The organism is Plantactinospora sp. WMMB334, from assembly GCF_049179095.1.
GTDB lineage: Bacteria > Actinomycetota > Actinomycetes > Mycobacteriales > Micromonosporaceae > Plantactinospora.
In genome coordinates, this window is record NZ_JBMHME010000002.1 from 4,982,021 (window position 1) to 5,008,379 (window position 26,359).

Genomic DNA, 26,359 nt, shown 5'->3' on the forward strand with positions numbered 1-26,359 from the left:
GTCGGCCAGGGCCTGCCGCCAGCCGCCTCAGGACAGCTCGTAGACGGCCATCCGGCCGTTGTCGAAACGGAGCCGGGCGAGCCGGCCCAGTGCCGGCGACTCCTCCCCCACCGACCGGTCCACCACCAGCCACCGCACGTCGTGCCGGTCCCGCAGCTCGCGGAGCCCGGCCCCGGTCGGCTCGGTGAACGCCGCGTCGTTGCGGCGCAGCAGGTCCTGGTCCCAGAACGGCGTGTACGAGCCCGACGATGCCACCCGCGGCGCGAAGCCCCACCCCTCGACCAGCACCCGGCGCTCGGCGTACGCGCTGAGCCAGAACGAGCGGGCGTCGCACCAGCCGTTCACCACCGCCAGGCAGTGCACGTTGGTCGCCAGCACGTCGTCGGGGTCGCTGTGGTCCCGGGCCCACCGGGCGGCCTCGATCCGCGACTTCGGCAGCGGGATGTTGGCGTACGCGCCGCCGTTTGGCGAGCGTTCCGACTTGCGCATGTCCATCAGCAGCCCCGGTGCCCCGACCACCAGCACGGCGGTGAGCAGGACGATCGCGCCCCGGCCCCGGAGCGTGGCGACGCCCGAGGTGGCCGGCCGCCAGAGCCCTGCGGCAAGCAGCGCCAGCACGGCGAGCCCGGCCGACCACCAGAGCAGCGGGCGCAGCCAGTCGAACATGATCTCGCCGGTGGCCGGGCCGGCGTACCGGAACTGGACGGCGACCAGCGTGCCGGCGAGGGCGAGCGCGCCGGCCCCGAGCACGGCCGTGGCGCGCCGCGTCAGCCTGGCACGCTCGGCGAGCAGCACGTAGCCCCAGGCGGAGAGGACGACCGCGAAGGGGAAACCGGCCCGGATGAAGTACTGGTTGCCGCTGCCCGGTTGATAGAGCGCCAGGTAGAACGCCAGGCCGGCCAGGGCGCCGCCGAGCAGGAACCACTGCACGGGTTCCAGCCGCCCCCGGCGCAGCCAGAGCAGCGGGCCGATCCCCACGACCCGGAGCTGCATGTTCACCAGGAAAACGGCGACGACGGCCAGCACCACCACGGGGCCGGGCCAGTCGTCCGGCGGTGGCGTCCAGTACGGCTCCAGGCTGCTGGCCAGCGGATCGACCGCGACGCCGTACGCCTTGAAGCGGTAGAGCACGGCGGTGGCGAAGAGCTGGGCGGCGGCGGTGGCGGCGCCCACCGCGACCACCGCCCACGGGATCCGCCGGGTGGCGATCAGCAGCGCGACCGCGGTGAACGCCAGCGCCAGCCCGACCACCGGCAGCGAGCTGGCCTTGGCCCCGCTGGAGGCGAGCATCAGCAGCGGGGCGAGGACGAACGCTCCGCGACCGATCGGGGCGACCGGCCGGTCCGCGCGCCGGTCCACCACGTCGGCGAGTACGGCGATCAGTGCGATCAGCAGCACCCAGCTGTAGATCATCGACATGCCGTGCCAGATCACGAACGACGCCTGGGTGCCGAACGGCATGGTCACCGGGTCGGTGAAGTTGGTCTCGCCGATCACGAAGAAGAGCACGGCGGCGATCGCGCCGACCCACGGCCGGCCGCTGACCCGCCAGCCCAGCACGGCGGTGAGCACGATCGCGGCGGCGCAGAGCGCCGGGATGGTGAGCCGCAGCGCCACCACCGGCAGGTCGATCCCGCCGATCAGGCTGGTCGCGGCCATGTGCGCGTAGCCGAACCAGTGGTAGTCGAGCCGTTCGGCGGCGACCTGGGGAAGGTGGATCGGAAACTGGTGCTTCGCCTCGCCGGCCAGCGAGAGTTGGTAGGCGAGGTCCAGGTACTGCCGGGTGCCCTCGGATGTCGGCAGGATCGGGTTGCGTTCCAGGAAGGTGCTGGAGAGGTAGGTGGTGAAGAACGCCACCGCACCGGCCACCGACCACGACCAGCCGACGGGAGCGGGCCGGTAGTCCCGGACCAGCCAGTGCCGACGCAGCCCGGGCACGGCCAGGAAGAGCCCGACGATCGCGGCCGGCCAGGTCCAGAGCCAGTTGGCGAGACCGAGCCAGGCGTAGAGCGCCCAGGCGGGCAGTTCCAGCACCAGCCCGACGGCGGCGCCCATCGCCACGTCCTCGACCAGGGTGTGCGGCCGGCGCCGCAGCGCCCGGTAGACCAGGGTGCCCGGCAGGACCAGTGCCAGCAGCAGGTAGCCCGCGTAGCGGGCGAGGTCGGTCGGGGCGGTGTCGGCGGCCATCAGCACCACGGCGACGTAGCCGGTTCCGACCAGCAGCGGCGCCCAGCGCAGCAGCGCGGCGGGCGGTGGGGGCGCGGCCGGGGCGGCGGACCCCGCCACCCCCGGTACGGTGGCGGTCACCTCGCCCGGTCTCGCGTCCGGCGGGTCCTCGGCTCGGAGCCGTTGCGGGCGACCGGCGCGGTGGTGGCCACCACGGCTCCCTGGGCCGGCTCCTCGACCGCCTCCACCGCGCCCGGCCCGGAACTGGCCGCCTCCAGCCCGGACCCGGCCGGGCGCGGGCCACCCTCGACCTCGTCCGGGCCACCCTCGATCTCGTCCGGGCCGACCTGCAGTGTGTCGGAGCCGACGAAGTAGCTGGGCCGGCCCTGCACCGCCGCGTAGATCCGGGCGATGTACTCGCCGAGCAGCCCGAGGCAGAGCAACTGGACGGCGCCGAGGAAGAGCACCGCGACGTAGAGCGAGGCCCAACCGGTGGCGGTGGAGTCCAGGAAGTAGGCGACGATCGCGAAGACCACCATGAGGCCGCAGAGCAGCATGCCGGTGGCGCCGAGCCAGGTCGCCACCCGCAACGGTGCGGCGGAGAAGCTGGTGATGCTGTCGGTGGCGAGCCGGAACATCCGGGACAGCGGGTACTTGCTGGTGCCGGCCGCCCGCGGCTCGCGGACGTAGCTCACCTCGCCGCTGGGAAAGCCCAGCCACGGCACGACCAGCCGGAGCACCGGGCGGCGTTCGGGCAGTTCCCGCAGGGCCTCGACGGTCGCCCGGCTGAGCAGCCGGAAGTCACCCGCCTGGGCCGGCACGGTCTTGCCGACCAGCCGGCGCACCAGCCGGTAGTAGATGCCCGCCGTCGACCGCTTGAACCTGGTGTCGGTGGAGCGGTCGGCGCGTATCCCGTAGACGATGTCCAGGGACCCGTCGCGGGCCAGTCGCAGCATCTCGACAAGTGTCTCCGGCGGATCCTGGAGGTCGGCGTCGATGCTGGCGACGTAGCCGCCCCGGGCCCGGAACAGGCCGGCGATCAGCGCCGCCTGGTGGCCGCTGTTGCGGCGCAGCCGGATGATCCGCAGTTCCGGCCAGCCGCGCCGCATCCCGGCCAGCACCACCGGGGTCGCGTCGGTGCTGCCGTCGTCGACGGCGACCACCTCGTACGGCTCGCCGAGCCCGTCGAGCACCGGCCGGAGCCGTTCGACAAGTAACGGCAGGACGCTTTCCTCGTTGTAGATCGGTACGACGACGGAGAGGGTCGGTTCCCGGCTCGTCACAGCCCGTACACCCCCGTCTCCCGATCCACCGGACAGCCGAACGCTACCAGCCGGTCCGGTGATCGAACTCACGAGCGGCGTGGCCGCACCGTGACGTTCCGTGGGTGTTGTGGGCACGCTGAGCGGCCGTCAGCTCGCCGGGCAGCTCGTCCTGGGCAGGCCGCTGACCGGCACCGGTGACCGGCCGGTCGGCCGGACCTTCCCGGCCAGTACCCGGGCGAGCGCGGTCAGCGAGGCGGTGGTCGACGAGTACGTCGCCAGCAGCACCCCGGAACGGGCCTGCCCGAGCAGGTACGGGGTGTCCATCGCCACCGTCACCGCCGCGTCGGCGCGCAGGTCGGCGGTGCCGTCGCCGTAGCCGACCAGGTGCACCACGGTGCCGCCGGAGGCCGCGACCCTGACCCCGGCCGCCCGCAACGCCCGGCTGAGCCGGTCCCGGCTCTGCTTCCGGCCGCCCGCCGAGGTGACCGTCACCGTCCCGGTCACCAGCGGCCCGCCGCACCGGCCGCGCAGCATCGTGATCGACGACTCCGCCGCACGGCGGGCGGCCTCCTGGTGGCCGGCGCTGTTCAGCGTGCCCATCTCCGGCGTCGCCTGCCCGGCCAGCCGGAACCTCAGCGTCAGCACCCGGGTCACCGCCTCCACCAGCCGGGTCCGGGGCAGCGAGCCGTCGCGGAGCGCGGCCAGCACCCCGTCGTACGCCTCGGTCACGTTCGGTGGCATCAGCACCAGGTCGTTGCCGGCGTTGAGGGCCCGTACCGCCGTCCTGCCCGGCGGCTCCTTCGCCACCGCCGCCATGTCCATCGCATCGGTCACCAGCACACCGGTGAAGCCGAGCTGCTCCCGGAGCACGTCGGTGAGGAGCTTGCGGGAAAAGGTCGCCGGCACTCCGGGGTCCACGGCGCGCACGTCCAGGTGCCCGGCCATCACCAGCCAGGCTCCGGCGGAGATCCCGGCCGAGAACGGCGGCAGGGCGGTGGCCTCCAGCTTCTTGCGGTCCACGGTCACCACCGGCAGTCCCTTGTGCGAGTCGGCGGCGGTCTGGCCGTGCCCGGGGAAGTGCTTGAGGGTGGCCGCGACGCCCGCGCCCTGCAGACCCCGGACGGCGGCGCCGACCTGCGCCCCGGCCGCCTTCGGATCCGAGCCGTACGAGCGGGAGCCGATCACGTGGCTCCGCGCGTCCAGGACGTCGGCGCTCGGCGCGAAGTCGACGTTCACCCCGAGTGCGGCGAGCTCGCTGCCGGCGGCCCGCCAGGCGTTCTCGGTCAGCGCCGGGTCACCGGCAGCGCCGAAGGCCATCGCGCTGGGCAGGTTGGTCACCCCCTCGGAGATCCGGGTGACCACGCCGAACTCCTGGTCGATGCCGATCAGGGCCGGGGCGGCGCCGGCCGGCAGTTTGCCGGCCGCCGCCTGGATCCCGGCGGTCAGCTCCCGCACCTGGGCCGGGTTGTCGACGTTGGTGGTCGGCTGGGTGTCGCTGGTGGGGTCGTCGGCGGAGAAGCCGACCAGGATCAGCCCGCCGAGCCGGTACTTGGCGATCATCTCGGCCGGGGTGTCGACTCCGGCGAGCTTCCGGTTGCCGGCCGCCGACCCGCCCGAGACCCTGGTGGCCGAGTTGCCGTAGGCGTACGGCATCAGCACCTGCCCGACCAGGTCCTCGTCGGCGAGGGTGCCGGCGAGCTGGGCCGCCCGGGCTGCCGGGTCCGGCGGTGCCGTCGGTGCGGTGGCGGAGGGCGACGGGGCGGGCGTACCGGTGCCGGGGCCCGCCGCCGGCTTCCGGGAGCCGGCGCAGCCGGCGACGATCAGGGCGGTGACGAGGGTGAGCACGAGCGGGACGCGGGTGAGCACGAGCGGGACGCGCCGGAGGGGAGTCGACACGCCCGCTATCCCACCAGCCCGCCACCACCCGGGCAACTTGACCATCGCTCTCCGTCGCGGCTCGCCCCCCGGCCCGCCCGGAGCCGACCCCGCCGGGCCGCCCGCGAACGGACCCGGCGGAGCATTCAGCCGACCCTGGTGAGCAGGGTGACCGGCGCGCCGTCCCCGGCGTACCGGTACGGCTCGAGTTCGGCGTCCCAGGCGGTACCCATCGCCTTGTCGAGGGCGTGCGCGAGCGCCTCCGGCGCCCGGGCCGACTCCATGATCGACCGCAGCCGGTCCTCGCCGAGCTGGATGTCGCCGGCCGCGCCGGTGGTGGCCCGGAAGAGCCCTCGGCCGGGCACGTACATGAACCGCTCGCCGTCCGCCCCGGGACTGGGCTCCTCGGTCACCTCGAACCGGATCATGGGCCACTGTTTCAGGGCAGCGGCAAGCTCCGCGCCGGTCCCAGGCCGGCCGGACCACCCGCACTCCGCCCTACGGGCGCCCGGATCGACCGGCTGGGCCGTCCAGTGCAGGGTGACCGGCGCGGTGAGGACGCGCGCGATCGCCCACTCGACGTGCTGGCACACGGCGAGTGGGGTCGAGTGGACGTATACGACGCCACGCGTTGGCACGGTGACCTCCCGGAGAGCGAGGTGCGTCTTCCCCTACGACCTCGACCTCGGCGAGCAGAGCCTCACCGCGCGATTGCTGGAACACATGATGACCGCTGTGACGGATGGTACGCCAGGGATTCACGAAACTGCCCCGAGGGAATAGCCGTACCGGTGACCGTGGTTGGACCCCACGTCAGCGGCGGTAGCCGTCCGGCCATCACCGCTGTCGTGTAAAATTTGCCCGGCGGCGTCTGCCGCACAGGCTGTCCACTCGGACCTGCTGTCCCCTGTCCACCCGGACTTGCTGTCCCCCGGGCTTCCAGTCCTCCCGTACGTCTTCAAGGAGTCCCTCCGTGGCGAGCAACACCTCCAAGACCGCGCGCGCATCCGTCCGTGCCGGCCAGGCAGGCCAGGGTGGCGCCCTGAGCGTGCTCGGCGAGTTCAAGTACCTCATCCCGCTCAACGGCGGCAAGCACGCCTACGTGCGGAACCTGACCAACGGCAAGACCTCGCACCTGCGCACCGACTCCGACGCCTTCGTGGAGGAGATCCGGGTGCTGGCCGGTGCCGGCCACGCCACCAAGATCCGGGCCGAGCTCAACTACCTGGCCTCCGAATTCCCGGGTGACGGCTGGGACACCACCGAGAAGCGGCTGGTCGAGGCCGGCGTCTTCGAGGGCTGAGTTCCCCGGAACAGCACGTTCCCGGAACAGCACGTCAGTTCCCGGCACCGCACGTCGCACACCTCCGTAACGCCCCGATCCAGGTCCGCCCGGGATCGGGGCGTTACGCGTACCTGGCGGGGGTACGCCCCGCCGGGGAGCACCGGGGATGGTTCGCCGGCACCGCGGGCGGGTAGTTCCTCTCCAGTCCCGGCAGCACGCTCCCGGCCCGATGCGGAGGTGACCATGGCCGAGCCGGTTCAGGTACGGCTCAGCGACGGTGTCCGGCTGCACGCCGACGTCGCCGGCCCGGAGACCGCCCCGCTCACCGTGGTGCTGCTGCACGGCTGGACCCTGGACCGGCGTACCTGGCACCGGCAGGTCGCCGGGCTGCGCGAGGCGTACGGCGACACCCTCCGGGTGGTCCGCTACGACGCGCGGGGGCACGGGCGGTCCGATCCGACCAGCCTGCGCTCGGCCACCCTGGACCGGCTCGGTGACGACCTGGCCGAGGTGCTCGCCCGGGTGGCGCCGAGCGGGCGGGTGGTGCTGGTCGGGCACTCGATGGGCGGCATGACCGTGATGGAGTACGCCCACCGGCACCCCGCCGACTTCGCCCGCCGGGTCGCCGGAGTCGTCTTCGTGGCCACCACCGCCGAGGGGCACGCGCACACCGCGTACGGCGTGCCGGCCCCACTCGCCCGGCTGATCCGGATCGCCGAGACCACCGGGGCCGGGCTGCTGGCCCGGTGCCGCGGATGGCGCACCCCGGGTCCACTGCTCCAGGCACTCCGCCCGACCCTGCGCTGGCTGCTCTTCGGCGACACCTGCGACCCGGCCGACATCCGGCTCACCACCTCGGCGGTGGCCCGGGCCTCGCTCGTCTCCGTCGGCGGGTTCCGGCCCTCCATCGGCGCACAGCACCGGCTGGAGACGCTCAGCACCCTCAGGGAGGTGCCGACCGCCGCCCTGGTCGGGGACCGGGACCGGCTCACCCCGCCGCCGTGCACGGAGTCGATCGCCGCGGCGCTGCCCTCGGCCGAGCTGACGGTCTGCCCGGGGGGCGGGCACATGCTGATGCTGGAGCGCCCCGAGGAGGTCACCGCCGCGCTGCGCGCCGTCGTCGACCGCGCCCTGGCGGCAACGAAGATCACCCGCAGGGCGTCGGCACCGGCCGGAGTCAGGCGTGCCGGTGCCCGGCAGGCCGGGACCAGGCGCGCCGGGGCGAGGCGGACGGGGACCATCGTCGTGCAGCCCGGGCGGCTCGCCGCCGGCCGCGGCGCGGCATGCCGCTGAACCGGACGGAGACGCTCCGGGACGGACGTGGCCGAGTCGCGGCGGGCGGGCACGGCGTACCCTCGCTACCTGGCAAGTGCGCGGCGCGCGGCCGCCCGGACCACCGGTCCCGGGCGGCGGTGGCGCCGCACGTCGATCTCCGGGAGCAGACGCGTTGACCGACCACACCACGCCGCGGCAGGAGATCGAGGCCGAGCAGCGCCACCTGGACCGGGTCTACGCCCGGCTGGCGCAGTTGCGGCACTCGGCCGTGCTGGCCGAGCGGGACGGCTACCAGCTCGCCCGGGTCGGCACCTTCGGCGCGCTTGTGGAACGGGACGCGATGGTCTTCCACGCCGCCCGGCGGCGACACACCCTGGACGCCGAGCACGAGGGGCTGGTCTTCGGCCGGCTCGACCTGCGCTCCGGGCAGGTGCTGCACGTCGGCCGGCTCGGCGTACGCGGCGAGCACGCCGAGCCGCTGGTGGTGGACTGGCGGGCCCCGGCGGCGGCCGCCTTCTACCAGGCGACGGCGGCGGAACCGCGCGGGGTGGTCCGGCGCCGGGTGATCACGTCGAGCGGCGAGCGGGTGACCCGGATCTCCGACGACCTGCTCGACCCGGCCGCGGCGCCGGACGGGATGCGGGTGGTCGGCGACGGCGCCATGCTCGCCTCCCTCTCCCGGACCACCGGTCACGAGATGCGGGACATCGTCGCCACCATCCAGCGGGAGCAGGACGAGGCGATCCGCTCCCCGGCCGGCGGGGTGACGGTGGTCTCCGGCGGCCCGGGCACCGGCAAGACGGCGGTCGCCCTGCACCGCGCCGCCTACCTGCTCTACTCCGACCGCAACCGGTTCGCCGGCGGCGGGGTGCTGGTGGTGGGCCCGTCGGCGGTCTTCGTCGACTACATCGCCTCGGTGCTGCCGTCGCTGGGCGAGAACGCCGCCACCCTGCACTCGCTCGGCTCGCTCTTCGAGGGGGTCGCGGCGACCCGCACCGACCCGGCGCCGGTCGCCGCGATCAAGGGGTCGCTGCGGATGCGCCGGGTACTGGAGCGGGCGGTACGCGACCAGGTCCCGGACGCCCCCGGCGAGCTGCGACTGCTCTACCGGGGCGAGCTGCTCCGGCTCTCCGGCGCCGAGTTGGAGCGGATCCGGAGCCGGGCGCTGCCGCCGGGGGCCCGCCGCAACGAGGTCCGCCGGGCCGGCTTCGACGGCATCTTCGCCGCGCTCTGGGCGCAGGCCCAGCAGTTGCGGGTGGGCCGCCTGCCGGACCAGCGCGGCTTCGAGGACGAGATCGCCGAGCGCCCCGAGTTCCGGGACTTCCTGCGTGCCTGGTGGCCCCGGCTGCACCCCCGGCACGTGCTGCCCTGGCTGGCCGAGCCGGAGCGGCTGCGCCGGTACACCGCCGGCATCCTCTCCGGGGCGGAGACCCGGCTGCTCGCCGAGGCGTACCGGGGGGCGGGCGATGCCGGGCCCGATGCCGGCGGGCCGAGCGTCGCCGACGTCGCGCTCCTCGACGAGCTCGACCACCTGCTCGGCCGGCCGCCGCAGCCGGCCCGGCGCCGGCGTGACCCGTACCAGCTCCCGGGTGGGGTCCGGGAGGTGACCACGCACGCGGACCGGCAGCGGGCGGCCCGCCGGGAGGCCGCACCGGACCGGCCGGAGGACTACCGCGAGTACGCGCACGTGGTCGTCGACGAGTCCCAGGACGTCTCCCCGATGCAGTGGCGGATGCTGGGCCGGCGCGGCCGGCTCGCCTCCTGGACCGTTGTCGGTGACCCGGCACAGACGGCCTGGACCGGCGACCCGGCGGAGCTGACCCGGGCCCGGGAGAAGGCTCTCGGGCGGCGCCCCCGGCACGAATTCGTGCTCACCACCAACTACCGCAACTCGGCGGAGATCTTCGCGGCGGCGGCAGAGGTGATCCGGGAGGTCTCCCCCGACCTGCCGCTGCCGGTCGCGGTCCGGGCCACCGGGGTGCCCCCGGTCGAGCTGGTGGTGCCGGCGGCCGAGCTGCCGGACGCGGTCCGGGAGGCGGCGGCGAAGCTGCTCACCGAGGTCGATGGGACGGTCGGCGTGATCACCCCGCCCGCCCGCCGCGCAGAGGTCGTCGGCTGGCTGGCGCCCGCCCCCGACCCGCGCCTCCAGGTGGTGGACACCATGCAGGCCAAGGGCATGGAGTACGACGGCGTCGTGCTGGTCGGTCCGGCGGAGATCCGGGCGGACTCGGTCGCCGGGGTACGCACCCTCTACGTCGCCCTCTCCCGGGCCACCCAGCGGCTGACCGTCATCGCCGTCGAGGGGTGACCGTCATCGCCGTCGCAAGCTGACCGTCATCGCCGTTCGAGAGCTGAACCACACGCCCGGCGGGCGTCGAGGCTCACCGATAGTTAGCGGCATCTTAAGTTTCGGACGAGAACCGGAGAACTTTGTCCGGATACATCCCCGCGAATGGGGAGAATCGCGAATTCAACTCCGGCAACGCCACGTATCCCCGGCGGGCAACTGCCGGTAGGCTCGGCTCCGGTCTCCGCCGGGCGGCGCCCTCCGGCGCCTGCGGGGGCCGTCGCCTAATCGCACCAGCGAGCCGGGGAACCACGTACCAGGGGTGTATCCGCGCCAGCGGTAGGGATCTTCCGTCCCGAACCCGTCAGCTAACCCGGTCGGCGGCTGACGGAAGGACATTGTCATATGCCGTTCCTGGCACCCATCCGAATGGCTCCGGCGTCCGCGCGGAGAGCCGGCGGACGACCGCCCCGGAAGGTCGCGACACGGCCGAGCACGACGGCGACCATGGCGGTCGCCGTGGGCATGATCCTCGCGGTACTCGGCGGCGCACCCGCCGCCGCGGCCCCGGAGTACGCCCCACCCGGGGCGTTGGCCGCGGCACCCGGCGGGGACGACATCGACGGCGGCACCGACAACCTGCGCGAGCAACTGGAAGCCGCCAGCAAGGGCTACCTGACCGCCAAGAACAAGTTGGACAACTCCGTCAAGCGGCAGAAGGACCTCAACACCGAGCTGGCCGCCCTGCGCACCGAGGTGGCGACCCGGAGCGAGCGGGTCGCCGAGATGGCCAGCATGGCGTACCGGACGGGCCGGCTCGGGCAGGTCTCCGCGCTGCTCAACAGCGGCTCGCCCACCAGCCTGGTGGACCGGGCCGCCGCGCTCGACACCATCTCGGCGAACGAGAACCGCGAACTGCGCGGGTTGCAGGAGACCCTGGACCGGGAGACCCGGGCCAAGGCGGCGCTCGACAAGGAGGTCGGCGAGCAGCGCAAGCAGGTCGAGGTGATGGAGACCCGCAAGAAGCAGGCCGAACGGGCCCTGGCGGCGGCGAACAACAGCGGCGGCGCCAGCGCGGGGATCAGCGGCAGCGGCGGCGGATCGGCGCGGCCGGCACCCCGCAACCCCGACGGCTCCTTCCCGAACGAGTCGTGCAGCGTCGACGACCCGACCACCAGCGGCTGCATCACCCCGCGCACCCTGCACGCGCTCAACCAGGCCAAGGCGGCCGGCTTCACCCGCTTCGTCTCCTGCTTCCGCAGCGGCGGCAGCGGCGAGCACCCCAAGGGGCAGGCGTGCGACTTCGCCGCCCAGAAGAACGGGTTCGGCGGGGTGGCCACCGGCGGCGACCGGACGTACGGCAACAACCTGGCGGCGTACTTCGTGCGCAACGCCAACCGGCTCGGTGTGCTCTACGTGATCTGGTTCAAGCAGATCTGGCTGCCGAGCAGCGGGTGGAAGGCGTACAACGGGGGCAACGGTGACCCGTCCAGCGACCACACCAACCACGTACACCTGTCGATGAACTGACCGGGACCGCCCGGACGCCGGCCGGCACCGCCCACCACCCCTGGGCAGTGCCGGCCGGTATCGCGGTGCCGGCCGGTGTCGTTGGGGGCGGCCGTCAGCAGCCGATGCGGCTCGACCCCAGCGCCACGTCGTCGAACCAGAGCGTGTCGGCGCCCTCGCCGTAGCTCTCCCAGCCCAGCCGCAGGTCGGTCAGGTTCGGCCGCCAGTTCGCCCGGTTGTACCACTGTCCGTCGACGTCGTGCGTCGGCGTGCCGTCGGCGGTCAGGCCCGTCACCGCCGCGCCGTCGACCCAGGTGGAGAGCCGACCCTGTGCCCCGTCCACCATGAACTCCAGGCAGGTCCACCGGTTGACCGGCAGCGGTGCGCTGAGCGCGACACCGCTCGGGCTCTGCTCCGGGAGGGTGGCGTCGTCCGAGGCCCGGTTCCACTGCAGGGCACCGTTCTGCCCGCCCATCCGCAGGTCACGGTTGCCGTCGGCGGCGTCCCGCATGGCCAGGAAGGTCACGTGCGAGGTGGGCAGTGCGGTGGTGTGCCGCACCCAGAGCCGGGCGTAGCGCACCGCGCCGAGCCCGCCGAGGTTGCGGGTGGAGCCGACGAAGACGTGGTTGCAGTAGCCGACGGCGCCGTTGATCCGCACCGAGCGGCTGCCCTGGTGCGCCACCGAGGTGTCGATGCTGGCGGTGCCGCTCCCGGAGCAGTCCGGGTAGCTCACGTTCCAGTCGCCCGACGGGGTCGCCCCGGTCTGGTTCTCGAAGCCGTCGCAGAGCACCGCTCCACCGCAGCCGCTCGGCGGCGGGGTGGTCGGCGGGGTCGTCGGCGGCGGGGTGACCGTCGGCGGTGCGGTGGTCGGCGGGGTCGTCGGCGGCCGGGTGGTCGGCGGGGCGGTGGTGGGCGGCGTGGTCGGCTCCGCGCCGTTGCAGGGCTCGCCGTTCAGGGTGAACCCGGTCGGTGCGGCGGAACTCGCGGCGTAGCTGCCCTGGACGCCGAACTCGGTCGAGCCGCCGGCCGGCAACGACCCGTTCCAGGCCGCGTTCCGGGCGGTGACGGCCGCGCCGGACTGGCTGACCTGCGCGTTCCAGCTGTTGGTGATCCGCTGGTCGCCGCCGTAGGTCCAGGTGACGGTCCAGCCGTTGACCGGGGTGTCCCCGGCGGTCACCCGGATGGTGGCGGTGAAGCCACCGGTCCACTGGTTGGCCTGGTAGTCGACCTGGCAGCCGGCGGCGGCCCGGGCGGACGGTACCAGGGTCGAACTGACCACGGCGACGCTGCTCGCGGCGATCGCGGTCACCGCGGCGACGGCCAGTGACACGCGACGGTACGGTGTGGAAACCCTCATCGGAGTTCGATCCTCTCGACAACTGCCGGCTCTCTCACCGCCTCCGGCGGCGCCGGCACTGCTGCTGACGACGACGGGCGGCACACGCCTGCCGCGTGCCCGCCCCGCCCTGCGCCCCCGCGATCGGCTCCCGCGAGCTGGTGCGCCGCCGGCACGTCCTCCCCGGGCAGCCCGAGCCCGGTTCGTCCAATGCCGACGCCGGGCTCAGCCTAGAGACAGACATCAATGCCTGCAACCGGCTCGGGCGACCAGTCCAGGCGCCGGTGCCGGCAACCGGCCGGGCGGCGATGCCGGCAGTCGGGCGCCGGTCGGCGCGGGCTGCGCCGGGGTGGCGGCGACAATGGCGGGGTGACTCTCGCCCGCTCGCTGCTGTTGTTCCTGCTCGCCGCCGTCGCCGAGATCGGCGGCGCCTGGCTGGTCTGGCAGGGCGTACGCGAGAACCGGGGGCTGCTCTTCGTCGCCGCCGGCATGCTGGCGCTGGCCGGGTACGGCTTCGTCGCGGCGTTCCAGCCCGACCCGCACTTCGGCCGGGTACTCGCCGCATACGGGGGCGTCTTCGTCGCCGGCTCGCTCGGCTGGGCCGTGCTGGTGGACCGGTTCCGTCCGGACCGCTACGACCTGGCCGGGGCCGCCGTCTGCCTGCTCGGCGTCGCGATCATCATGTACGCCCCGCGCGGCTGACCGCGCCGACCTCGTGCGGCTGCCGGCGAGCCGCCGTACTCGTGCGCCTCCGGCCGGCCTACGTCGAGTTGCGTACCCGGGGCATCCACACCGGCCCGACGCGCCGCGGCCGATGCGCCGGCAGCATGGCGGCATGACGCTCCCCCCGCCATGGCGAAAAGCCCTTCTCACCCTGCACGTCGTCACCGCCGTCGGCTGGCTCGGGGTCGACGCGGTGCTGGTGATCCTCGGCGTGGCCGGTGCGCGCGGTGCGGACCCGGACCTGGTCTACCCGGTGCTGGCCCTGGTCGGGCAGGGCGTCTTCGTGCCACTGAGCGTGCTCGCCTGGCTGGTCGGGGTCGGCAGCGCGCTGCTCACCCCGTGGGGCCTGCTCCGGCACCGGTGGGTGCTGGTCAAACTGGGCATCACCACGGTGATGCTCGGCGCGGTGCTCTTCGCCCTGCTGCCCAACCTCCGGGCCGCCGAACTCGGCGCGGCGACTCCACCGGACGCCCGGCAGGGACTGCTGGCGGCGCCGATCGTCTCCACCACCCTGCTGGTCGTCGCGACCGCGCTCTCCGCCTACAAGCCGTGGGGCCGGATACGGCGCCACCGGCCGGGAGCTGCATGAATAGCGGCTGATCGGGTACCTAACGGGCATGAGCGGACATGTGATGGTCTTTGCTCCCGACCCACAGCTGACGATCACCATCGACCAACCCGCCGACGAGACCGAGATCCACCTGCACCCGGGCGGCCAGGGTGTGTGGCAGGCCAGGATGATCAAATGTCTGGACGTCCCGGTGGTGCTCTGCGCGGGTCTCGGCGGCGAGATCGGCCAGGTGCTCGAACCGTTGCTGGCCGGCGAGGGGGTCGAACTGCGGGCGATTCACCGGGAGTCCAGCAGCGGTGGCTACGTGCACGACCGGCGGGACGGCAAGCGCCACGAGGTCGCGACGGCCACCGGCCATCCGCTGAGCCGGCACGAACTGGACGAACTCTACAACCTGGCGTTGAGCGAGGGGCTCGGCGCCGAGGTCTGCATCCTCAGCGGTCCCGGCCACCCGAGCCTGGTCGCGCCGGAGATCTACCGCCGGCTCGCCGCCGACCTCGGCCGCAACGGCAGCCGGGTGGTCGCCGACCTCTCCGGGCCACACCTGGCGGCCGTCCTGGACAGCGGCGTCTCCGTCCTGAAGGTCAGCTCCGAGGAACTGGTCCGGGACGGCCTGGCCACCGACGACGGCGAGGCGGAGCTGATCCGGGTCATCCAGGCGTTGCACGCCCAGGGGGCCGAGGCGGTGGTGGTCAGCCGGGCCGAGCAGCCGGCCCTGGTGCTGATCGACGGCGAGATGGCCCAGCTCGACATGCCCCGGCTGGAGGTGGCCGACCCGCGCGGTGCCGGCGACTCGATGACCGCCGGGGTGGCCGCGATCCTGGCCCAGGGCGGCGACATTCGGCTCGCGGTCCGCACCGGGGCGGCCGCAGGCGCGCTCAACGTCACCCGGCACGGTCTCGGCACCGGCCGGCCGGACGCGATCGCCGGCCTGGTCGACCGGGTACGGCTCTCCCCCCTCGAGATCGACCGGCAGGACCGGCTGACCCCGGACGAGCTGGCCGCCCGGACGACCCGGTCATGACCATCCGGGTACTGATCACCAACGACGACGGGATCGCGGCTCCCGGACTGCGCTGGCTGGCGCGTACGGCGGCGGAGCGGGGACTGGAGGTGGTCGTCGCCGCCCCGAGCGAGGAGGCCAGCGGTGCGAGTGCCGCGATGAGCGCGGTGGAGCGGGACGGTCGGGTGGTGGTCCAGGAGCACCCGATCGAGGAGCTGCCCGGCGTGCCGGCGTACGGGGTGGCCGGCTCGCCGGCACTGATCACGCTGATCGCCCTGCACGGCGCCTTCGGGCCGGCGCCGGAGCTGGTGCTCTCCGGCGTGAACCGGGGCGCGAACGCCGGCCGGGCGGTGCTGCACTCCGGCACCGTCGGCGCGGCCTTCACCGCCGCCGCCAACGGCTGTCACGGGATCGCGGTCTCGCTCGACGTGCTCTCCGCGCAGGAGGCGAGCGCCGGCACCGGTGGGGCGGCGGTGGCCGTACCACGACCGGAGCGGGACGAGCGGCGGCACTGGTCGACCGCGGCCCGGGTGGCGCTGGACCTGCTGCCCCGGCTGAGCGCGGTGCCGGTGGAGATCGTGCTGAACGTGAACGCCCCCGACCTGCCCTACGAGCGGCTGTCCGGGGTCCGCCGGGGAACGCTCGCCGGGTTCGGGCAGGTGCAGATGACGGTGGCGGAGGCCGGCAAGGGGTTCGTGCGTACCGCCCTGGAGGAGTCCGGCCAACACGTCGAGCCGGGCACGGATGTGGCCTGGCTCGCGGAAGGGTACGCCTCGGTGACAGCGATCCGGGCGATCACCGAGGCAACCGAGGTGGATCTGTCCGGACTGGACGACCCACGGTGACGGGCGCCGGTCAGGCGCCGGGGACCTTGACCTCCTCGGCGGCGCCGGCGGCTCCGCCGTAGTAGGGCTCGGGCGCACCGAAGAGGCCCAGCAGGCCGGTGACCCAGAGCTGCCGGTGGACGAACCGGCTCGGTTCGGTGACCACGAGCTTGACGCCGCTGACCTCCGCGGTCTGGAAGCCGGCGACCATGGCGCTGATGCCGACGGAGTCGATGAAGCTGACAAGTCGCATGTTGAGCTCGATCCTGGACGGCTGCCCCTTGGTCAGAACTCCGGCGATCGCCTCACGGACCTCGTACGCCGTATCGACGTCGATGTCTCCTTTGGGGGCGATCTCCACAACTCCGCCGGGCAGGACCGACTTGACGATCGACAGGCTCACGCGAGCACCTCCACTCGCCCATGTCCGGGCGCCTAATCAGTACGCGGGCCGCGACCGAGAGTATTCCTCTCACGGCCCCGATCGCCACCCTTCCGGCCGGGCAATCTATTCAACGAGCCGACAAACCAGCCCGGTAACGGGGCAAACTACGCTAAATTTTCCCGCGCCTTCAGCTTCGCGACCCTCGTGGTACGTCCTCAGCGTAGCCGCCGACGGCCCCGACACGGACCACCGACGACTGTGTCGTGCCTCGCCCTGGGGCATCAGGTACAAACCTCCACTTATAGCCGCACACCACCCCGAGAATGCCGCGGGTGACCTCCGAAGGTGGCGGTTGCACGGCAGGGCGGTTGCACGGCAGGCGGCCGGCCCGGAAGCCCCTTACCATGAGGTCGTCCGTCCGGCTCGCGACGGACGTGCGGCTCGGGAGGAGAGACACCTGATGCTGAGGAAGCTCATCGGACTGGCGGGGGTCGGTGCACTGCTGGCTCTGGTGCTCGCCTGCGGATTCGGCGGCGGGGGCGATGACGACGACGATGACGACGACGATTTCGCCCAGCGCGCACCGGTTGTCCTGCTCCGCTGAGCGGTCCGCCGACCCGGCCGTCACCTGCCGCGCCCCCGGCACCGGTGGCAGCCGCTTTTCCCGCAGCGGCCGAAGCATGCTCGGCGGGTTTGCCGGGAAAGGCACCTGGGCACCTCCGAGTTAGCAACCCGCAACCGCGCCGAACAGACGCCTCTGTCCGAAGTGGCCGCTTCGTTCGGCAACCGAGGAGGTAGCACGATGCTCGGAAAGAACCTGCTGAAACATCAGAGCAAGCCCGAGCGGGTCGCCGACCAGGCGTGGGAGTACCTGACCAACGCGGTCAACTCGGCGGGCGACTCGGTGAAGCACGCCGCGCGGGGCACCGCCCGCTCGGCGCGCCGGACCGGCTCCCACCTCACCAGCAACGCCGGTGACCGGATGGGCGCCGTGACCGACGAGGCCCGGGTTCGGGCCAGCCGGGCGTACGACGCCCTCGCCGGCCGCAAGCCCGGACTGCCCTGGGCGTGGCTGGTCGGCGCCGGCCTGGTCGGCGCCGCACTGGCCTGGGCCGCCTCCACCGCGTCCCGGGCCGCGCTGGCCCGGGCCGAGCAGGAGCGTTCCGCCGCCGACGAGTTGGAGTACGTGGACGTCGACCGGGCCAACTCACCGGTCCGGGTCGACACCGCCTGATCGCCGGGTGCTCGTCCGGTCGCCCGGCGGGTACCCGGACGGGGCCCGACGCGTCGCCGCGTCGGGCCCCGTCCGTAGCGGGCCCGGGCACCGCCGGCCCGCTCCCGCTCCGGTCAACCGAGCCTGAACACCACCGAGCCGCCGACCTCCTCGCGGGCGATCCCGAGCCCGTCGACGGGCCGGTTCAACACCTCCTGCCAGGGCGTGCCCGGCAGGTACTCCGGCAGCACCACCACGGTGCGTACGCCCAACCGGCGGAGGTGATCGACGCTGGGCCGGTCCGGGAAACTCGCCGTGACGGCGAGGGTCTGCGCCTGCGAGTCCGGGATGAAGGAGGCCAGCCCGTTCACGATCTTGGGAAAGCCGTCGGTGGACCAGAGCATCACGCTGAACTCCAGCGTGCCGCTGCTCGGCAGCACGAGCAGCGGACCCTCGGCCCCGCGCAACGCGGCCGGCTGGGGCAGCACCGGGGCGTGCGGGGTGGTGTTGACCCCCTCCAGCACGACCAGCGCGAGCGGGATCAGCGCGACCAGCCGGACGAGCAGCTTCCGGGGTCGGGCGTCCCGCCGCCGCCCGGCCGCCCGCCCCTGCGCCTCCTCGACGCCCTGCGGTGCCCGGTACGCGGCCGGCCGCAGGACGACCGGCCCGCCACCGGCACCCCCCGGCCCACTCACCTGGACACCAGAGGCGTCATCCGCGACCGTTGACGCCTCTGGTGTCCAGGTCGACACCGACCCTGCCGGCTCTTGCCCGGCAGGCGGCGCGGCTCCCTGCCCGACCGGCCGCGCGGGGTCGTCGACGTCCGGCCGTCCGGCGTCCTCGGCGTCCGGCCGCGCGCCGCCGTCCGGCGGGGCGGCGTCGGGCGCCTCCTCGGGCAGTCGGGTCAGCGCCGTGAGCAGACCGGCGGCCAGGATGCCGAGCAGCAGCGTCGTCCAGAGAACCAGCCGGCCGGAGGTGCGGATCGCGTCGAAGCCGGGCGCGTAGGTCACCAGGGTGGCGTATCCCGGGCTGCCGTCGCCGAAGAGCGTGGTGCCGCTGGCCAGCCCGACGCTGACCAGCACACCGGCCGCGAGCAGCACCCGGTGCCGGACCCGCCACACCGAGAAGAAGAGCCCGGCGAAGGCGAGTCCGATCAGCACCACCCCGGGCAGCAGGGTCATCTCTCCGGCGAAGCTGAGGCTCTCCCGGGCGACGGCGTGCCGCTCGCCCCAGAGCCAGTTCTCCGGCGGGGCGGTGAGGAAGCCCCGCCACGGCGGCGAGAACATCTGCACGTGCTCCAGGGTCCGCCGACCCGCCGGATGCCGGGCCACCACCTCCAGGTACGGCAACGCCATGAAGATGCTGACCCCGCCGAAGACGGCTCCGCCGGCCAGGTCGGCGACGAACAGCCGGCGCCCGAACGGCGGTCGGGACCGCCGACGCCACCACGCCCAGCCGTAGCCGGCGGCGGCCACCAGGCAGACCAGCGCCAGCACGTACCCGAACGGCAGGCCGATACCGAAACCGAGGGTCATCTGCCAGGCCGCCACCGCCCAGCCGGCGAACGCCCAGCCGGGACGGCACCGGTCCGGTCGGTAACCGTGCCGCAGCGACCAGCCGTGTCCGCGCGCGAGCATCGCCAGGGCCAACGCGATGCCGCCGATGGAGAGCACGTGCAGGTGCCCGGCCTGGGCCAGCTTCCACGGGGCGTATCCGAAGGCCACCCCGGCCGCCGCGGCGCCGATCCGGCCCGCGCCGAGCTGCCGGACCAGGGCGTACGCCCCGACGAAGGCGAGCGCGTGCACCAGCACGTAGAGGATGTTGTACCGCACCACGGCGGCCACCGGCCCCTCGCCGAGCATCCCCGCCGGAGCGTAGCCGAGCAGGGTGTCGGAGTAGGCGTAGGTGTAGGGCTCCGGATAGAAGGCGTTGGAGTGCCACAACTGGGTGGGATCGTGCAGCACCGCGTGCCCGCCCCAGGCGATCTGCCACGCCTGCAGGGTCGGGTCGCCGATGTCCTGCGGGATCGTGGTGGTGATGTCGCGCAGGGTCGGCCAGGTCAGCACGACGGCCAGCAGCAGCCCGCCGAGCACCGCGACCGTCCACTCGTGCCTGAGCAGGCGTACGACGGCGCGGGCACCCGCTCCCCCGCCGGCCCGTCCCTCCGGCTCGCCCCCGGCCCGTTCGTCCGGTCGCGTGCCGGCGTCCCGTTCGTCCGGTCGCCTGCCGTCGTCCCGTTCGTCGCCGGCCTGCCCGTCCCCACCGGCCGGTACCGCCTGCCGCTCGATCCTCATCTGCCAAATCCTTCCGGCCCCGGCCCTGCTTCCCGCACCACGGCGGCCTCCCGCAGCACGTCGGCATCGATGATCCATGATGCTTATCGGACTGTCACGTCCCCGCGCTCCCCTCACCCGCGCCGGGTGAGGGGCACTCACCCGACGGCGAGCCAGAGTCGAGGAGCGGAGCCGACCGGTGCGCCAGCGGAGCCGACCGGCGGGCCGCAGCCTACCGGTCGCCGGTACGCCCATGGGGTCGGCGACCGGCGGCGGTGAGCGTGCCGAGGCAGAACCCGACCGTCGGAGGAGAGCATGGCCGGCCGTGCGACGAGCCGCAGCGACGACGAGATCCAACGGGACGTACTGGCGGAGTTGGCCCGGGAGCCCCGGGTCCAGCCGAACGAGATCGGCGTCGCGGTGCAGGACGGCGTCGTGACGTTGCGCGGCTGGGTGGAGAACTACGCGAGGAAGTGGGCGGCGGAGCGGGCCGCGCAGCGGGTGCGGCCGGTCCGGGCCGTCGCCAACGATCTCGAGGTACGGCTCCCGTCCTCGGCCGAACGCGACGACCCGGAGATCGCGGCGGCGGTCACCCGGACCCTGGAGTGGGACGCCTTCGTCCCTGCCTCGCAGGTCGACGTGACGGTCTCCACCGGCTGGGTCGTGCTCCGTGGCGAGGTCGAGTGGGAGTACCAGCGACGCGCCGCCGAGCAGGCGGTACGCCGGCTGGCCGGGGTCCGTGGCCTCACCAACGGGATATCGGTGCGGCCGCACGAGGTGCCCGAGCCGGACGAGATCTCCGAACGGATCCGGAGTGCGCTCGTCCGCAGCGTCGAGACCGACGCGGCCGGGATCGAGCTGCGGATCGAGGGCGACTCGGTGGTGCTGACCGGCGACGTCCGGTCCTGGCTCGAACGCGAGGAGGCCGAACGCGTGGCCTGGTCGGCGCCGGGTGTCGCCAACGTCGACAACCACATCACCGTACGGCGGTGAGGCCGGCCCCGGCCGGACAGCTCCTGCGTGGCCCCGCCTACAGGAGGTGCAGCTCGCGGGCGCGGCGTACCGCGTCCCGGCGGCGGGTGGCGTCGAGCTTGCGATAGATGTTCCGGACGTGCGTCTTGACGGTGTTGACCGAGAGGGAGAGTTCGGCGGCGATCTCGACGTTGGAGAGGATGCTCTGCAGGTAGCGGAGCACGGTCATCTCCCGCTCGGTCAGCGGCTCGCTCGGCGGCGCACCCGCCGGGGTCGTCGGTCCGCCGCCCGCGCCGTCGGCGGCGCCGAGCAGGTCGTCCACCATCGGCCAGAACGCCGTACCCGAGTCGAGGTGGGCGGCGAGCAGGTCCCGTACCGGCGGGTCGGCCCGGGTGAAGACCTGCCGGAAGCCCTCCGGTTCCGCCAGCCGCAGCACCCGTTCGAGAATCCGGGCGGCACGGCGGTGGTCCCCGGCGAGCCGGGACGCGCTCGCGTCGAGTATGCCGGCCGCCAGCCGCAACGGCAATGGCAACGGAAGCGGTGGTGGTGAAGGAGGAGGAGGCAGCGGAGGTGACGGCGGCGGTTTCCCACCGGCCGGCCCGTCCCAGTCGGGCAGCGCGCGCACCGCCGCCTGCGGATCCCTGGCCCGCAGGTGTGCCCGGGCCAGCGCGATCGCCACCGGCTCGGCCGGGACCACCTCCCGGTCGAGTGCGGAGGTCAGCATCTCCCGGGCCAGCTCGACATCGCCGTGCGCCATCCACACCTCGGCCTCGGCCGCCAGCAGCCAGTGCGCCAGCGGCTGCGCCTCCGCCCGGTCGCCGAGCCGCCTGCGGCGGGCCGCCAGTGCCTGGTGCGCGCCGGTCAGGTCTCCCCGGTCGCGCAGCAACTGCGCCTCGATCACACCGAGCACGCCGTGCACCAGTGGCTCGTCGACGTGCCCGGCGGCCCGGACGGCGAGCGCCAGGTGGGACTCGGCGTCGTCCTGCCGGTCCCGGTACAGCGCGACGAGCGCCTGCGCCAGATGGGCGTGTACGCCGTCCGCGGGCCGGACCAGGCCGCCCAGCGGCGCCGTCCCCAGCACCGAGCGGGCGGCCTCGTCGGCGGCGGTCAACTCGCCCCGGATCGCCCGGGCCAGCGCCAACCGCCCCAGACAGAGCCGCCCGGTCCGGGGCAGCCCCGCCCGTACCGCCGCTGCCAACCCGTCGGCGAGCTGCGGCTCGGCGGCGGCCACCTCACCCGTCCCGAAGCGCATCGTGGCCGGCACGATCCTGGCCACCGCTCCCGCCCGAAGTCCAGAATCGTCCGCATCGGCAGCGCCGTCGGCGATCGGGCCGGGGTTCGTGTCGAGGTTCGTGCCGGGCGCGTCGGGGTGGAGCAGTTCACCGGCGGTGGCCCGGACCGCCGCTTCGTCTCCCTCCAGGTGGGCCACGGCGAGCCGCAGTGCGGCGCCGATCCGCCGGACCCGCTGCCGGGCTGCGGTGTCGAGCGGGTGGCTGTGCTCGTCGGCCAGCCCGAGGTACCCGGCGGCGGCAACCGGCTCGCCGCCGTCCAGCCTGTCGGCGGCGTAGGCCAGGCCGAGTTCGGGGTCGGCCCGGACCACCTCGGGCGCCGGCGCCGGCGGCGCCGGCCGCGCCGGACCGCGCTGACCGTACGGGACGAGGTCCGGCCAGTGCCGCCGCAGCACGTCGGTCGCGTACGCCCGGTCGGCGGCCGCGAGCGCGTGCCGGAGCGCCTCCGCCGGCAGTCCGTTCGCGGTGAACCAGGAGGCGGCCCGGCGGTGCAGCTCGGCAACCTGCTCGAGCGGGCGACGGGCCAGATCGGCGCGGAGAAGGTCACCGAGCATCGGATGGCAGCGGTACCCGGCCGGCCGGCCGCCGAGCGGGATCACGAACCCGCCGAGACGGCCCACTTCGGAGAGGATCCGGGCCCCGTCGGTCCGGCCGGTCAGCGCGCCGAGCAGCTCCGCCGAGAAGCCCGCGACCAGCGACGCCCGGCACAGCGCCTCGCGGGCGTCCCCGGAGAGTCCGGTGAGCAGTTCCTCGGTCAGATAGTCGGCGACGTCCGGGTGTTCGCCGGTGAACTCGTCGACGAAGCGCGCCGGGTCCGGGTGACCGGGCAGGGCGAGCGCGGCAAAGCGCAGGCCGGCGGGCCAGCCCTCGGTGCGACTCACCAACCCGTGGGTCTGCTCGGGCGGCAACGGCTCCCCGTACGCGGAGAAGAGGTCGGCGACCTCGTCGGGCCGGAACGCCAGGTCGGCGGCGCGGATCTCGGTCAACTCGCCGCTGAGCCGCCAGCGGTGCAGGGCCAGCCCGGGATCGGCACGGCAGCCGATCACCAGCCGCAACCGTCCCGCCGTGTGCCGGAGCAGGAACTCCAGCCCGCTGGAGACCTCCGGGTCGTCGACCTGGTGCAGGTCGTCGAGGATGAGCGTCGCCGGCCGGGGACGGCGGGCCAGTTGGTCGGCGAAGGACTCCAGTCCGTACCCCGGATCCGGTTCGGCGCGGGCGTCCGGTTCCGGACCGTCGACGGCCGGACGCAGCGCGGCGTACAGATATGACCAGAGCCGCGCTCCGCCGTCGCCCGGCTCCAGCGAGAGCCAGGCCACCGGTCCCGGACCCGAGCCGTTCCCGGCCCGGCCGTCCGACGCGTTGCGGGCCCGGCACCACGAACTGAGCAGCACGGTCTTGCCCCAGCCGGCCGAGGCCGAGACCAGGGTGAGCGGGCCGGCGGTTCCGCGGTCGAGCAGGTCGAACAACCGGGGCCGGGGCAGCAGCACCGCCCCGGATCGCGGTGTGGCGGTCAGCTTCGCCGTGAGCAACGGAGGCTCCGGACGCCCGCCGTCGGGGCCCGGCCGGGCGAGCACCGTGCCACCGGCCGGGGCGACCGTCCCGGCCAACTCCTCGATCCGCTCGATCGACAACGCCCACCTCCTCCGGTCCGTCCGAATCGACGGCCCGAGGCGGATACCCGGCCCGCCGCGGTTCACCCCTTGCGGAGGAGAGGGGTTCACCCGATGCGGCCGGCCGGGGCGCGCCGCCGCGCCCGGCCGGCCGCCGTGCTGGTGGAGGCGTGGTCGTCAGCGACCGGTCATCAGTAGACGAACACGCTCCTGCTCGGGAAGGTGAAGGCCGGGTTGCTGCCGCTGAGCAGCATCGGCCGCCCGGTGCAGTCGTCGTTGACATAGAGCAGGGCGGCCCGGCTGTTGGTGTTGATCCACGAGTGGGCCCGCTCGCCCCACCCGTGCTCGACCAGGTCGACACAGGCGCCGACGACCGGATCCAGCGCCGAGACGGTGAACCGCGCACCCGTGTACGAGGTCCCCTCGAACAGGCACAACGCCCGGGAGAACTCGCAGGTGCCGGTCGTCGTCGGAGCGGCGGCGGCCGGTCCGGCGTACGCGGCGCCGAGAACGGCCACGGCGGTCAGCGACACCAGTACCCGAGATATTCTCCGGATGTCGATGCGCAATCCAGGCATGATTTCCCCTTTTCCTGACCGATTGGAAATGCGGTGACGTTAGGCCGGAAACGGCCCTGTCCACAGAACGGATACGGGGGCTACGGGTATCGCGTCGACATCGACAGGCGCCCGGTCGGCATGCACGGTGGAAAGGTGCCGTTCCCCCACGCGCTGGTGGCGACGCAGGACGGAACGGCAGCCGGACAACCCGGTCGCCAGCAGCATGACCGGGAGCGGCGACGCGGGCGGAGCGGCGACGCGGGCGGAACAGCGGTGGCCACGGCCCGCGTGATGTCAGCGAATCATCGATCGAGTTCTTCGGCGGCACCTCGTCGTGCGGCTTCGAACGGCGACATTCTCACACTCACGCTACGCCCCCGTACGCGGTCTTCAATGGAGAAACAGGAAACGCTCCCGAGCCAAGCCATCCAATGACGTCGATACCATAACACGCCACCATGACCGTCACAACGACCCGTAAACGCATTTGCTGTTTACCGCAACCGTTCGAAACCGCCCAAGGCCGGCGTACGGACACGGCAATACCTTTCCGGCCCGTTACGTCACTTCTCGGTGCATCGGGTTGACCCTCGACCTGGTCGAGGGGGCAGAATGCCTGGACGTGGATGGGGCTGGCCGGCTTATCGGCATCGGCGAGATGGCCCGGGCGAGCGGCCTGAGCATCAGTGCGCTGCGCTTCTACGACGGTGCCGGCGTGCTGACGCCCGCACTGGTGGACCCGGCCACCGGTTACCGCCGCTACGCGCAGCGGCAGCTACCCGCCGCCCGCCTGGTGGCCGGGCTGCGCCGGACCGGCATGCCACTGGCCGAGATCACCCGGGTGGTGGAACTGCACGGCTCGGATCCGGCCGCCGTGCCGGGGCTGCTCGATGCGCACCTGCGCCGGCTCGAGGACGGCCTCGCCGACGCCCGTCGGGAGGTGGTCCGGCTGCGCGCGCTCTGCGGCCCGTCAGGTTCGGTCGCCGGATCGGTCGCCGGAGTGGCGATCCGGCTGACCGTACCCGGGCCGGAGCTGGCCGCGGCGGTCGACGCCGTCCGGTTCGCCGTCGGCGCCGACCCCGGCATGCCGATGCTCGGCGGCGTCCGCTTCGAGGTCGACCGGGGCCTGCTCCGGCTGGTCGCCACCGACCGCTACCGGATGGCCGTCTCCGAGGTCGACACCACCGAGCGGTGTGGGACGGCCGTCGCCGAGATCTGTGCCGCGCGGGCCGGCACGGATCCGGACACCGGCACCGCCCGGGAGACCGGCACAGACCCGGAGACCGGCACAGACCCGGAGACCGGCACAGACCCGGAGACCGGCACAGACCCGGAGACCGGCACGGACTTGGAGACCGGCGCCTCCGGGGCGACCGCGCCGGTCGCGTTCGTGGACGCGGCCCGTGCGCTGTTGACCGGCGGCTGGCCGGCGACGCTGACCCTCGGACCGTCCACGATCGCCCTGCGTGTCCGGGACCGACAGGTGAGCGGCACTCCGCTGACGTACGAGTTCCCGGACTACCGCCGGCTGCTGCGGACCGCGATGGGCGGGCCGGACCGCCGCCGGGTGACCGCCGACGCGGCCGGCCTGCGCGAGCGGCTCGCGACCGGCGAGACCCGGACCGTGGTACGCCCGGACGACGGCGCCCGCTGCACGGTCAGCGTGCTCGCGGTCGACACCGCGAACCGGCTCAGCGTCTCCACCGCCGGCACGCCGGCCGGCTCGACCGATTCGGCGGTACGGGTCGGGGTGAACCGGGAATTCCTGCTCGACGCCCTGGACGCCGTCGGGCCGGGCCAACTCCTCCTCGAACTGGACGGGCCGATCCGCCCCCTGGCGGTACGCCGGCTCGACGACGACCGCGCCTACTCGATCCTGATGCCGGTCCAGCTCTGACGGAGACCGACCGCCGGCCGTGACCGGAGACCGGCCGCCGA

Annotated in this window: 21 protein-coding genes and 1 riboswitch; of the genes, 12 read left to right on the forward strand and 9 right to left on the reverse strand. The window is 73.8% G+C overall.

Translation table 11 applies throughout. The annotated features are described in order from the left end of the window. Positions 1–27: 27 nt before the first annotated feature. The 4 genes from ACN27G_RS21220 to ACN27G_RS21235 all read right to left on the reverse strand — a co-directional run bounded on the left by ACN27G_RS21220 (position 28) and on the right by ACN27G_RS21235 (position 5,944). Positions 28–2,286, reverse strand: coding sequence for a hypothetical protein (locus ACN27G_RS21220; RefSeq protein ID WP_421494518.1), 2,259 nt, complete (start codon positions 2,284–2,286; stop codon positions 28–30). 17 nt (positions 2,287–2,303) lie between these two features. After that, complete coding sequence (locus ACN27G_RS21225; protein WP_421494519.1) at positions 2,304–3,449, reverse strand: glycosyltransferase family 2 protein; 1,146 nt, start codon at positions 3,447–3,449, stop codon at positions 2,304–2,306. 129 nt (positions 3,450–3,578) lie between these two features. Continuing rightward, entirely contained in the window at positions 3,579–5,327 is a 1,749-nt protein-coding gene (locus ACN27G_RS21230) for a glycoside hydrolase family 3 protein (RefSeq protein ID WP_421494520.1), read from the reverse strand. Positions 5,328–5,452: 125 nt separating this feature from the next. Then, positions 5,453–5,944, reverse strand: a complete 492-nt coding sequence (locus ACN27G_RS21235; RefSeq protein ID WP_421494521.1) for a DUF3145 domain-containing protein — start codon at positions 5,942–5,944, stop codon at positions 5,453–5,455. A 335-nt stretch (positions 5,945–6,279) separates the two neighbouring features. Here ACN27G_RS21235 and ACN27G_RS21240 point away from each other — a divergent pair, with 335 nt between their 5' ends. From ACN27G_RS21240 to ACN27G_RS21255, 4 genes are all read left to right on the forward strand, one after another. Further along, on the forward strand, positions 6,280–6,609 hold the full coding sequence (locus tag ACN27G_RS21240) for a hypothetical protein (protein WP_421494522.1): 330 nt from the start codon (positions 6,280–6,282) through the stop codon (positions 6,607–6,609). Positions 6,610–6,834: 225 nt separating this feature from the next. Further along, complete coding sequence (locus ACN27G_RS21245; protein ID WP_421494523.1) at positions 6,835–7,884, forward strand: alpha/beta fold hydrolase; 1,050 nt, start codon at positions 6,835–6,837, stop codon at positions 7,882–7,884. 154 nt (positions 7,885–8,038) lie between these two features. After that, positions 8,039–10,174: a HelD family protein gene (locus ACN27G_RS21250; protein WP_421494524.1), complete on the forward strand. Its 2,136-nt coding sequence runs from the start codon at positions 8,039–8,041 to the stop codon at positions 10,172–10,174. 250 nt (positions 10,175–10,424) lie between these two features. Then, positions 10,425–10,552, forward strand: a riboswitch (cyclic di-AMP (ydaO/yuaA leader). Between the two features lie 108 nt (positions 10,553–10,660). Continuing rightward, positions 10,661–11,683 carry a coiled-coil domain-containing protein gene (locus ACN27G_RS21255; RefSeq protein WP_421494525.1) on the forward strand — a complete coding sequence of 341 codons (1,023 nt, stop codon included), beginning with the start codon at positions 10,661–10,663 and terminating at the stop codon, positions 11,681–11,683. A gap of 94 nt (positions 11,684–11,777) precedes the next feature. On the opposite strand, the gene ACN27G_RS21260 is transcribed toward ACN27G_RS21255, so the two are convergent. Beyond that, the gene (locus ACN27G_RS21260) at positions 11,778–12,992 is read right to left on the reverse strand and encodes a cellulose-binding domain-containing protein (protein ID WP_421494526.1); all 1,215 of its coding nucleotides are present in this window, start codon (positions 12,990–12,992) and stop codon (positions 11,778–11,780) included. A gap of 375 nt (positions 12,993–13,367) precedes the next feature. Here ACN27G_RS21260 and ACN27G_RS21265 point away from each other — a divergent pair, with 375 nt between their 5' ends. The 4 genes from ACN27G_RS21265 (at position 13,368) to surE (ending at position 16,140) form a co-directional block, all read left to right on the forward strand. Beyond that, positions 13,368–13,700, forward strand: coding sequence for a YnfA family protein (locus tag ACN27G_RS21265; protein ID WP_421494527.1), 333 nt, complete (start codon positions 13,368–13,370; stop codon positions 13,698–13,700). 133 nt (positions 13,701–13,833) lie between these two features. Further along, on the forward strand, positions 13,834–14,310 hold the full coding sequence (locus ACN27G_RS21270; RefSeq protein WP_421494528.1) for a hypothetical protein: 477 nt from the start codon (positions 13,834–13,836) through the stop codon (positions 14,308–14,310). Positions 14,311–14,338: 28 nt separating this feature from the next. Next, the gene (locus ACN27G_RS21275; protein WP_421494529.1) at positions 14,339–15,316 is read left to right on the forward strand and encodes a 1-phosphofructokinase family hexose kinase; all 978 of its coding nucleotides are present in this window, start codon (positions 14,339–14,341) and stop codon (positions 15,314–15,316) included. Then, entirely contained in the window at positions 15,313–16,140 is an 828-nt protein-coding gene (surE, locus tag ACN27G_RS21280) for a 5'/3'-nucleotidase SurE (RefSeq protein ID WP_421494530.1), read from the forward strand. Before ACN27G_RS21275 ends, surE begins: the two co-directional genes overlap by 4 nt. A 10-nt stretch (positions 16,141–16,150) precedes the next feature. On the opposite strand, the gene ACN27G_RS21285 is transcribed toward surE, so the two are convergent. Then, positions 16,151–16,522, reverse strand: a complete 372-nt coding sequence (locus tag ACN27G_RS21285) for an STAS domain-containing protein (protein WP_421494531.1) — start codon at positions 16,520–16,522, stop codon at positions 16,151–16,153. Positions 16,523–16,964: 442 nt separating this feature from the next. Between ACN27G_RS21285 and ACN27G_RS21290 the strand changes: the two genes are divergently transcribed. Both ACN27G_RS21290 and ACN27G_RS21295 read left to right on the forward strand, forming a co-directional pair. Beyond that, positions 16,965–17,108: a hypothetical protein gene (locus ACN27G_RS21290; protein ID WP_421494532.1), complete on the forward strand. Its 144-nt coding sequence runs from the start codon at positions 16,965–16,967 to the stop codon at positions 17,106–17,108. 198 nt (positions 17,109–17,306) lie between these two features. After that, positions 17,307–17,738 (forward strand): hypothetical protein, encoded by a 432-nt coding sequence (locus ACN27G_RS21295; protein ID WP_421494533.1) that lies wholly within the window; start codon positions 17,307–17,309, stop codon positions 17,736–17,738. Positions 17,739–17,851: 113 nt separating this feature from the next. Here ACN27G_RS21295 and ACN27G_RS21300 read toward each other — a convergent pair whose 3' ends face one another. After that, positions 17,852–20,011, reverse strand: coding sequence for a hypothetical protein (locus ACN27G_RS21300; protein ID WP_421494534.1), 2,160 nt, complete (start codon positions 20,009–20,011; stop codon positions 17,852–17,854). 294 nt (positions 20,012–20,305) lie between these two features. Here ACN27G_RS21300 and ACN27G_RS21305 point away from each other — a divergent pair, with 294 nt between their 5' ends. Beyond that, on the forward strand, positions 20,306–20,983 hold the full coding sequence (locus ACN27G_RS21305) for a BON domain-containing protein (RefSeq protein ID WP_421494535.1): 678 nt from the start codon (positions 20,306–20,308) through the stop codon (positions 20,981–20,983). A 37-nt stretch (positions 20,984–21,020) separates the two neighbouring features. Here ACN27G_RS21305 and ACN27G_RS21310 read toward each other — a convergent pair whose 3' ends face one another. Together ACN27G_RS21310 and ACN27G_RS21315 are read right to left on the reverse strand one after the other, a co-directional pair. After that, positions 21,021–23,882: a LuxR C-terminal-related transcriptional regulator gene (locus ACN27G_RS21310; protein ID WP_421494536.1), complete on the reverse strand. Its 2,862-nt coding sequence runs from the start codon at positions 23,880–23,882 to the stop codon at positions 21,021–21,023. 170 nt (positions 23,883–24,052) lie between these two features. Continuing rightward, on the reverse strand, positions 24,053–24,439 hold the full coding sequence (locus tag ACN27G_RS21315) for a peptidase inhibitor family I36 protein (protein WP_421494537.1): 387 nt from the start codon (positions 24,437–24,439) through the stop codon (positions 24,053–24,055). 604 nt (positions 24,440–25,043) lie between these two features. Here ACN27G_RS21315 and ACN27G_RS21320 point away from each other — a divergent pair. Beyond that, entirely contained in the window at positions 25,044–26,318 is a 1,275-nt protein-coding gene (locus ACN27G_RS21320; RefSeq protein WP_421494538.1) for a MerR family transcriptional regulator, read from the forward strand. Positions 26,319–26,359 lie beyond the last annotated feature (41 nt).

Excerpts from the sequence above, each read along its gene's own strand:
- surE (WP_421494530.1), top strand. The coding sequence starts at position 15,313 with ATGACCATCCGGGTACTGATCACCAACGACGACGGGATCGCGGCTCCC.
- ACN27G_RS21245 (WP_421494523.1), top strand. The coding sequence starts at position 6,835 with ATGGCCGAGCCGGTTCAGGTACGGCTCAGCGACGGTGTCCGGCTGCAC.
- ACN27G_RS21255 (WP_421494525.1), top strand. The coding sequence starts at position 10,661 with ATGGCGGTCGCCGTGGGCATGATCCTCGCGGTACTCGGCGGCGCACCC.
- ACN27G_RS21270 (WP_421494528.1), top strand. The coding sequence starts at position 13,834 with ATGACGCTCCCCCCGCCATGGCGAAAAGCCCTTCTCACCCTGCACGTC.
- ACN27G_RS21290 (WP_421494532.1), top strand. The coding sequence starts at position 16,965 with ATGCTGAGGAAGCTCATCGGACTGGCGGGGGTCGGTGCACTGCTGGCT.
- ACN27G_RS21305 (WP_421494535.1), top strand. The coding sequence starts at position 20,306 with ATGGCCGGCCGTGCGACGAGCCGCAGCGACGACGAGATCCAACGGGAC.
- ACN27G_RS21295 (WP_421494533.1), top strand. The coding sequence starts at position 17,307 with ATGCTCGGAAAGAACCTGCTGAAACATCAGAGCAAGCCCGAGCGGGTC.
- ACN27G_RS21315 (WP_421494537.1), bottom strand. The coding sequence starts at position 24,439 with ATGCCTGGATTGCGCATCGACATCCGGAGAATATCTCGGGTACTGGTG.
- ACN27G_RS21300 (WP_421494534.1), bottom strand. The coding sequence starts at position 20,011 with ATGAGGATCGAGCGGCAGGCGGTACCGGCCGGTGGGGACGGGCAGGCC.
- ACN27G_RS21275 (WP_421494529.1), top strand. The coding sequence starts at position 14,339 with ATGAGCGGACATGTGATGGTCTTTGCTCCCGACCCACAGCTGACGATC.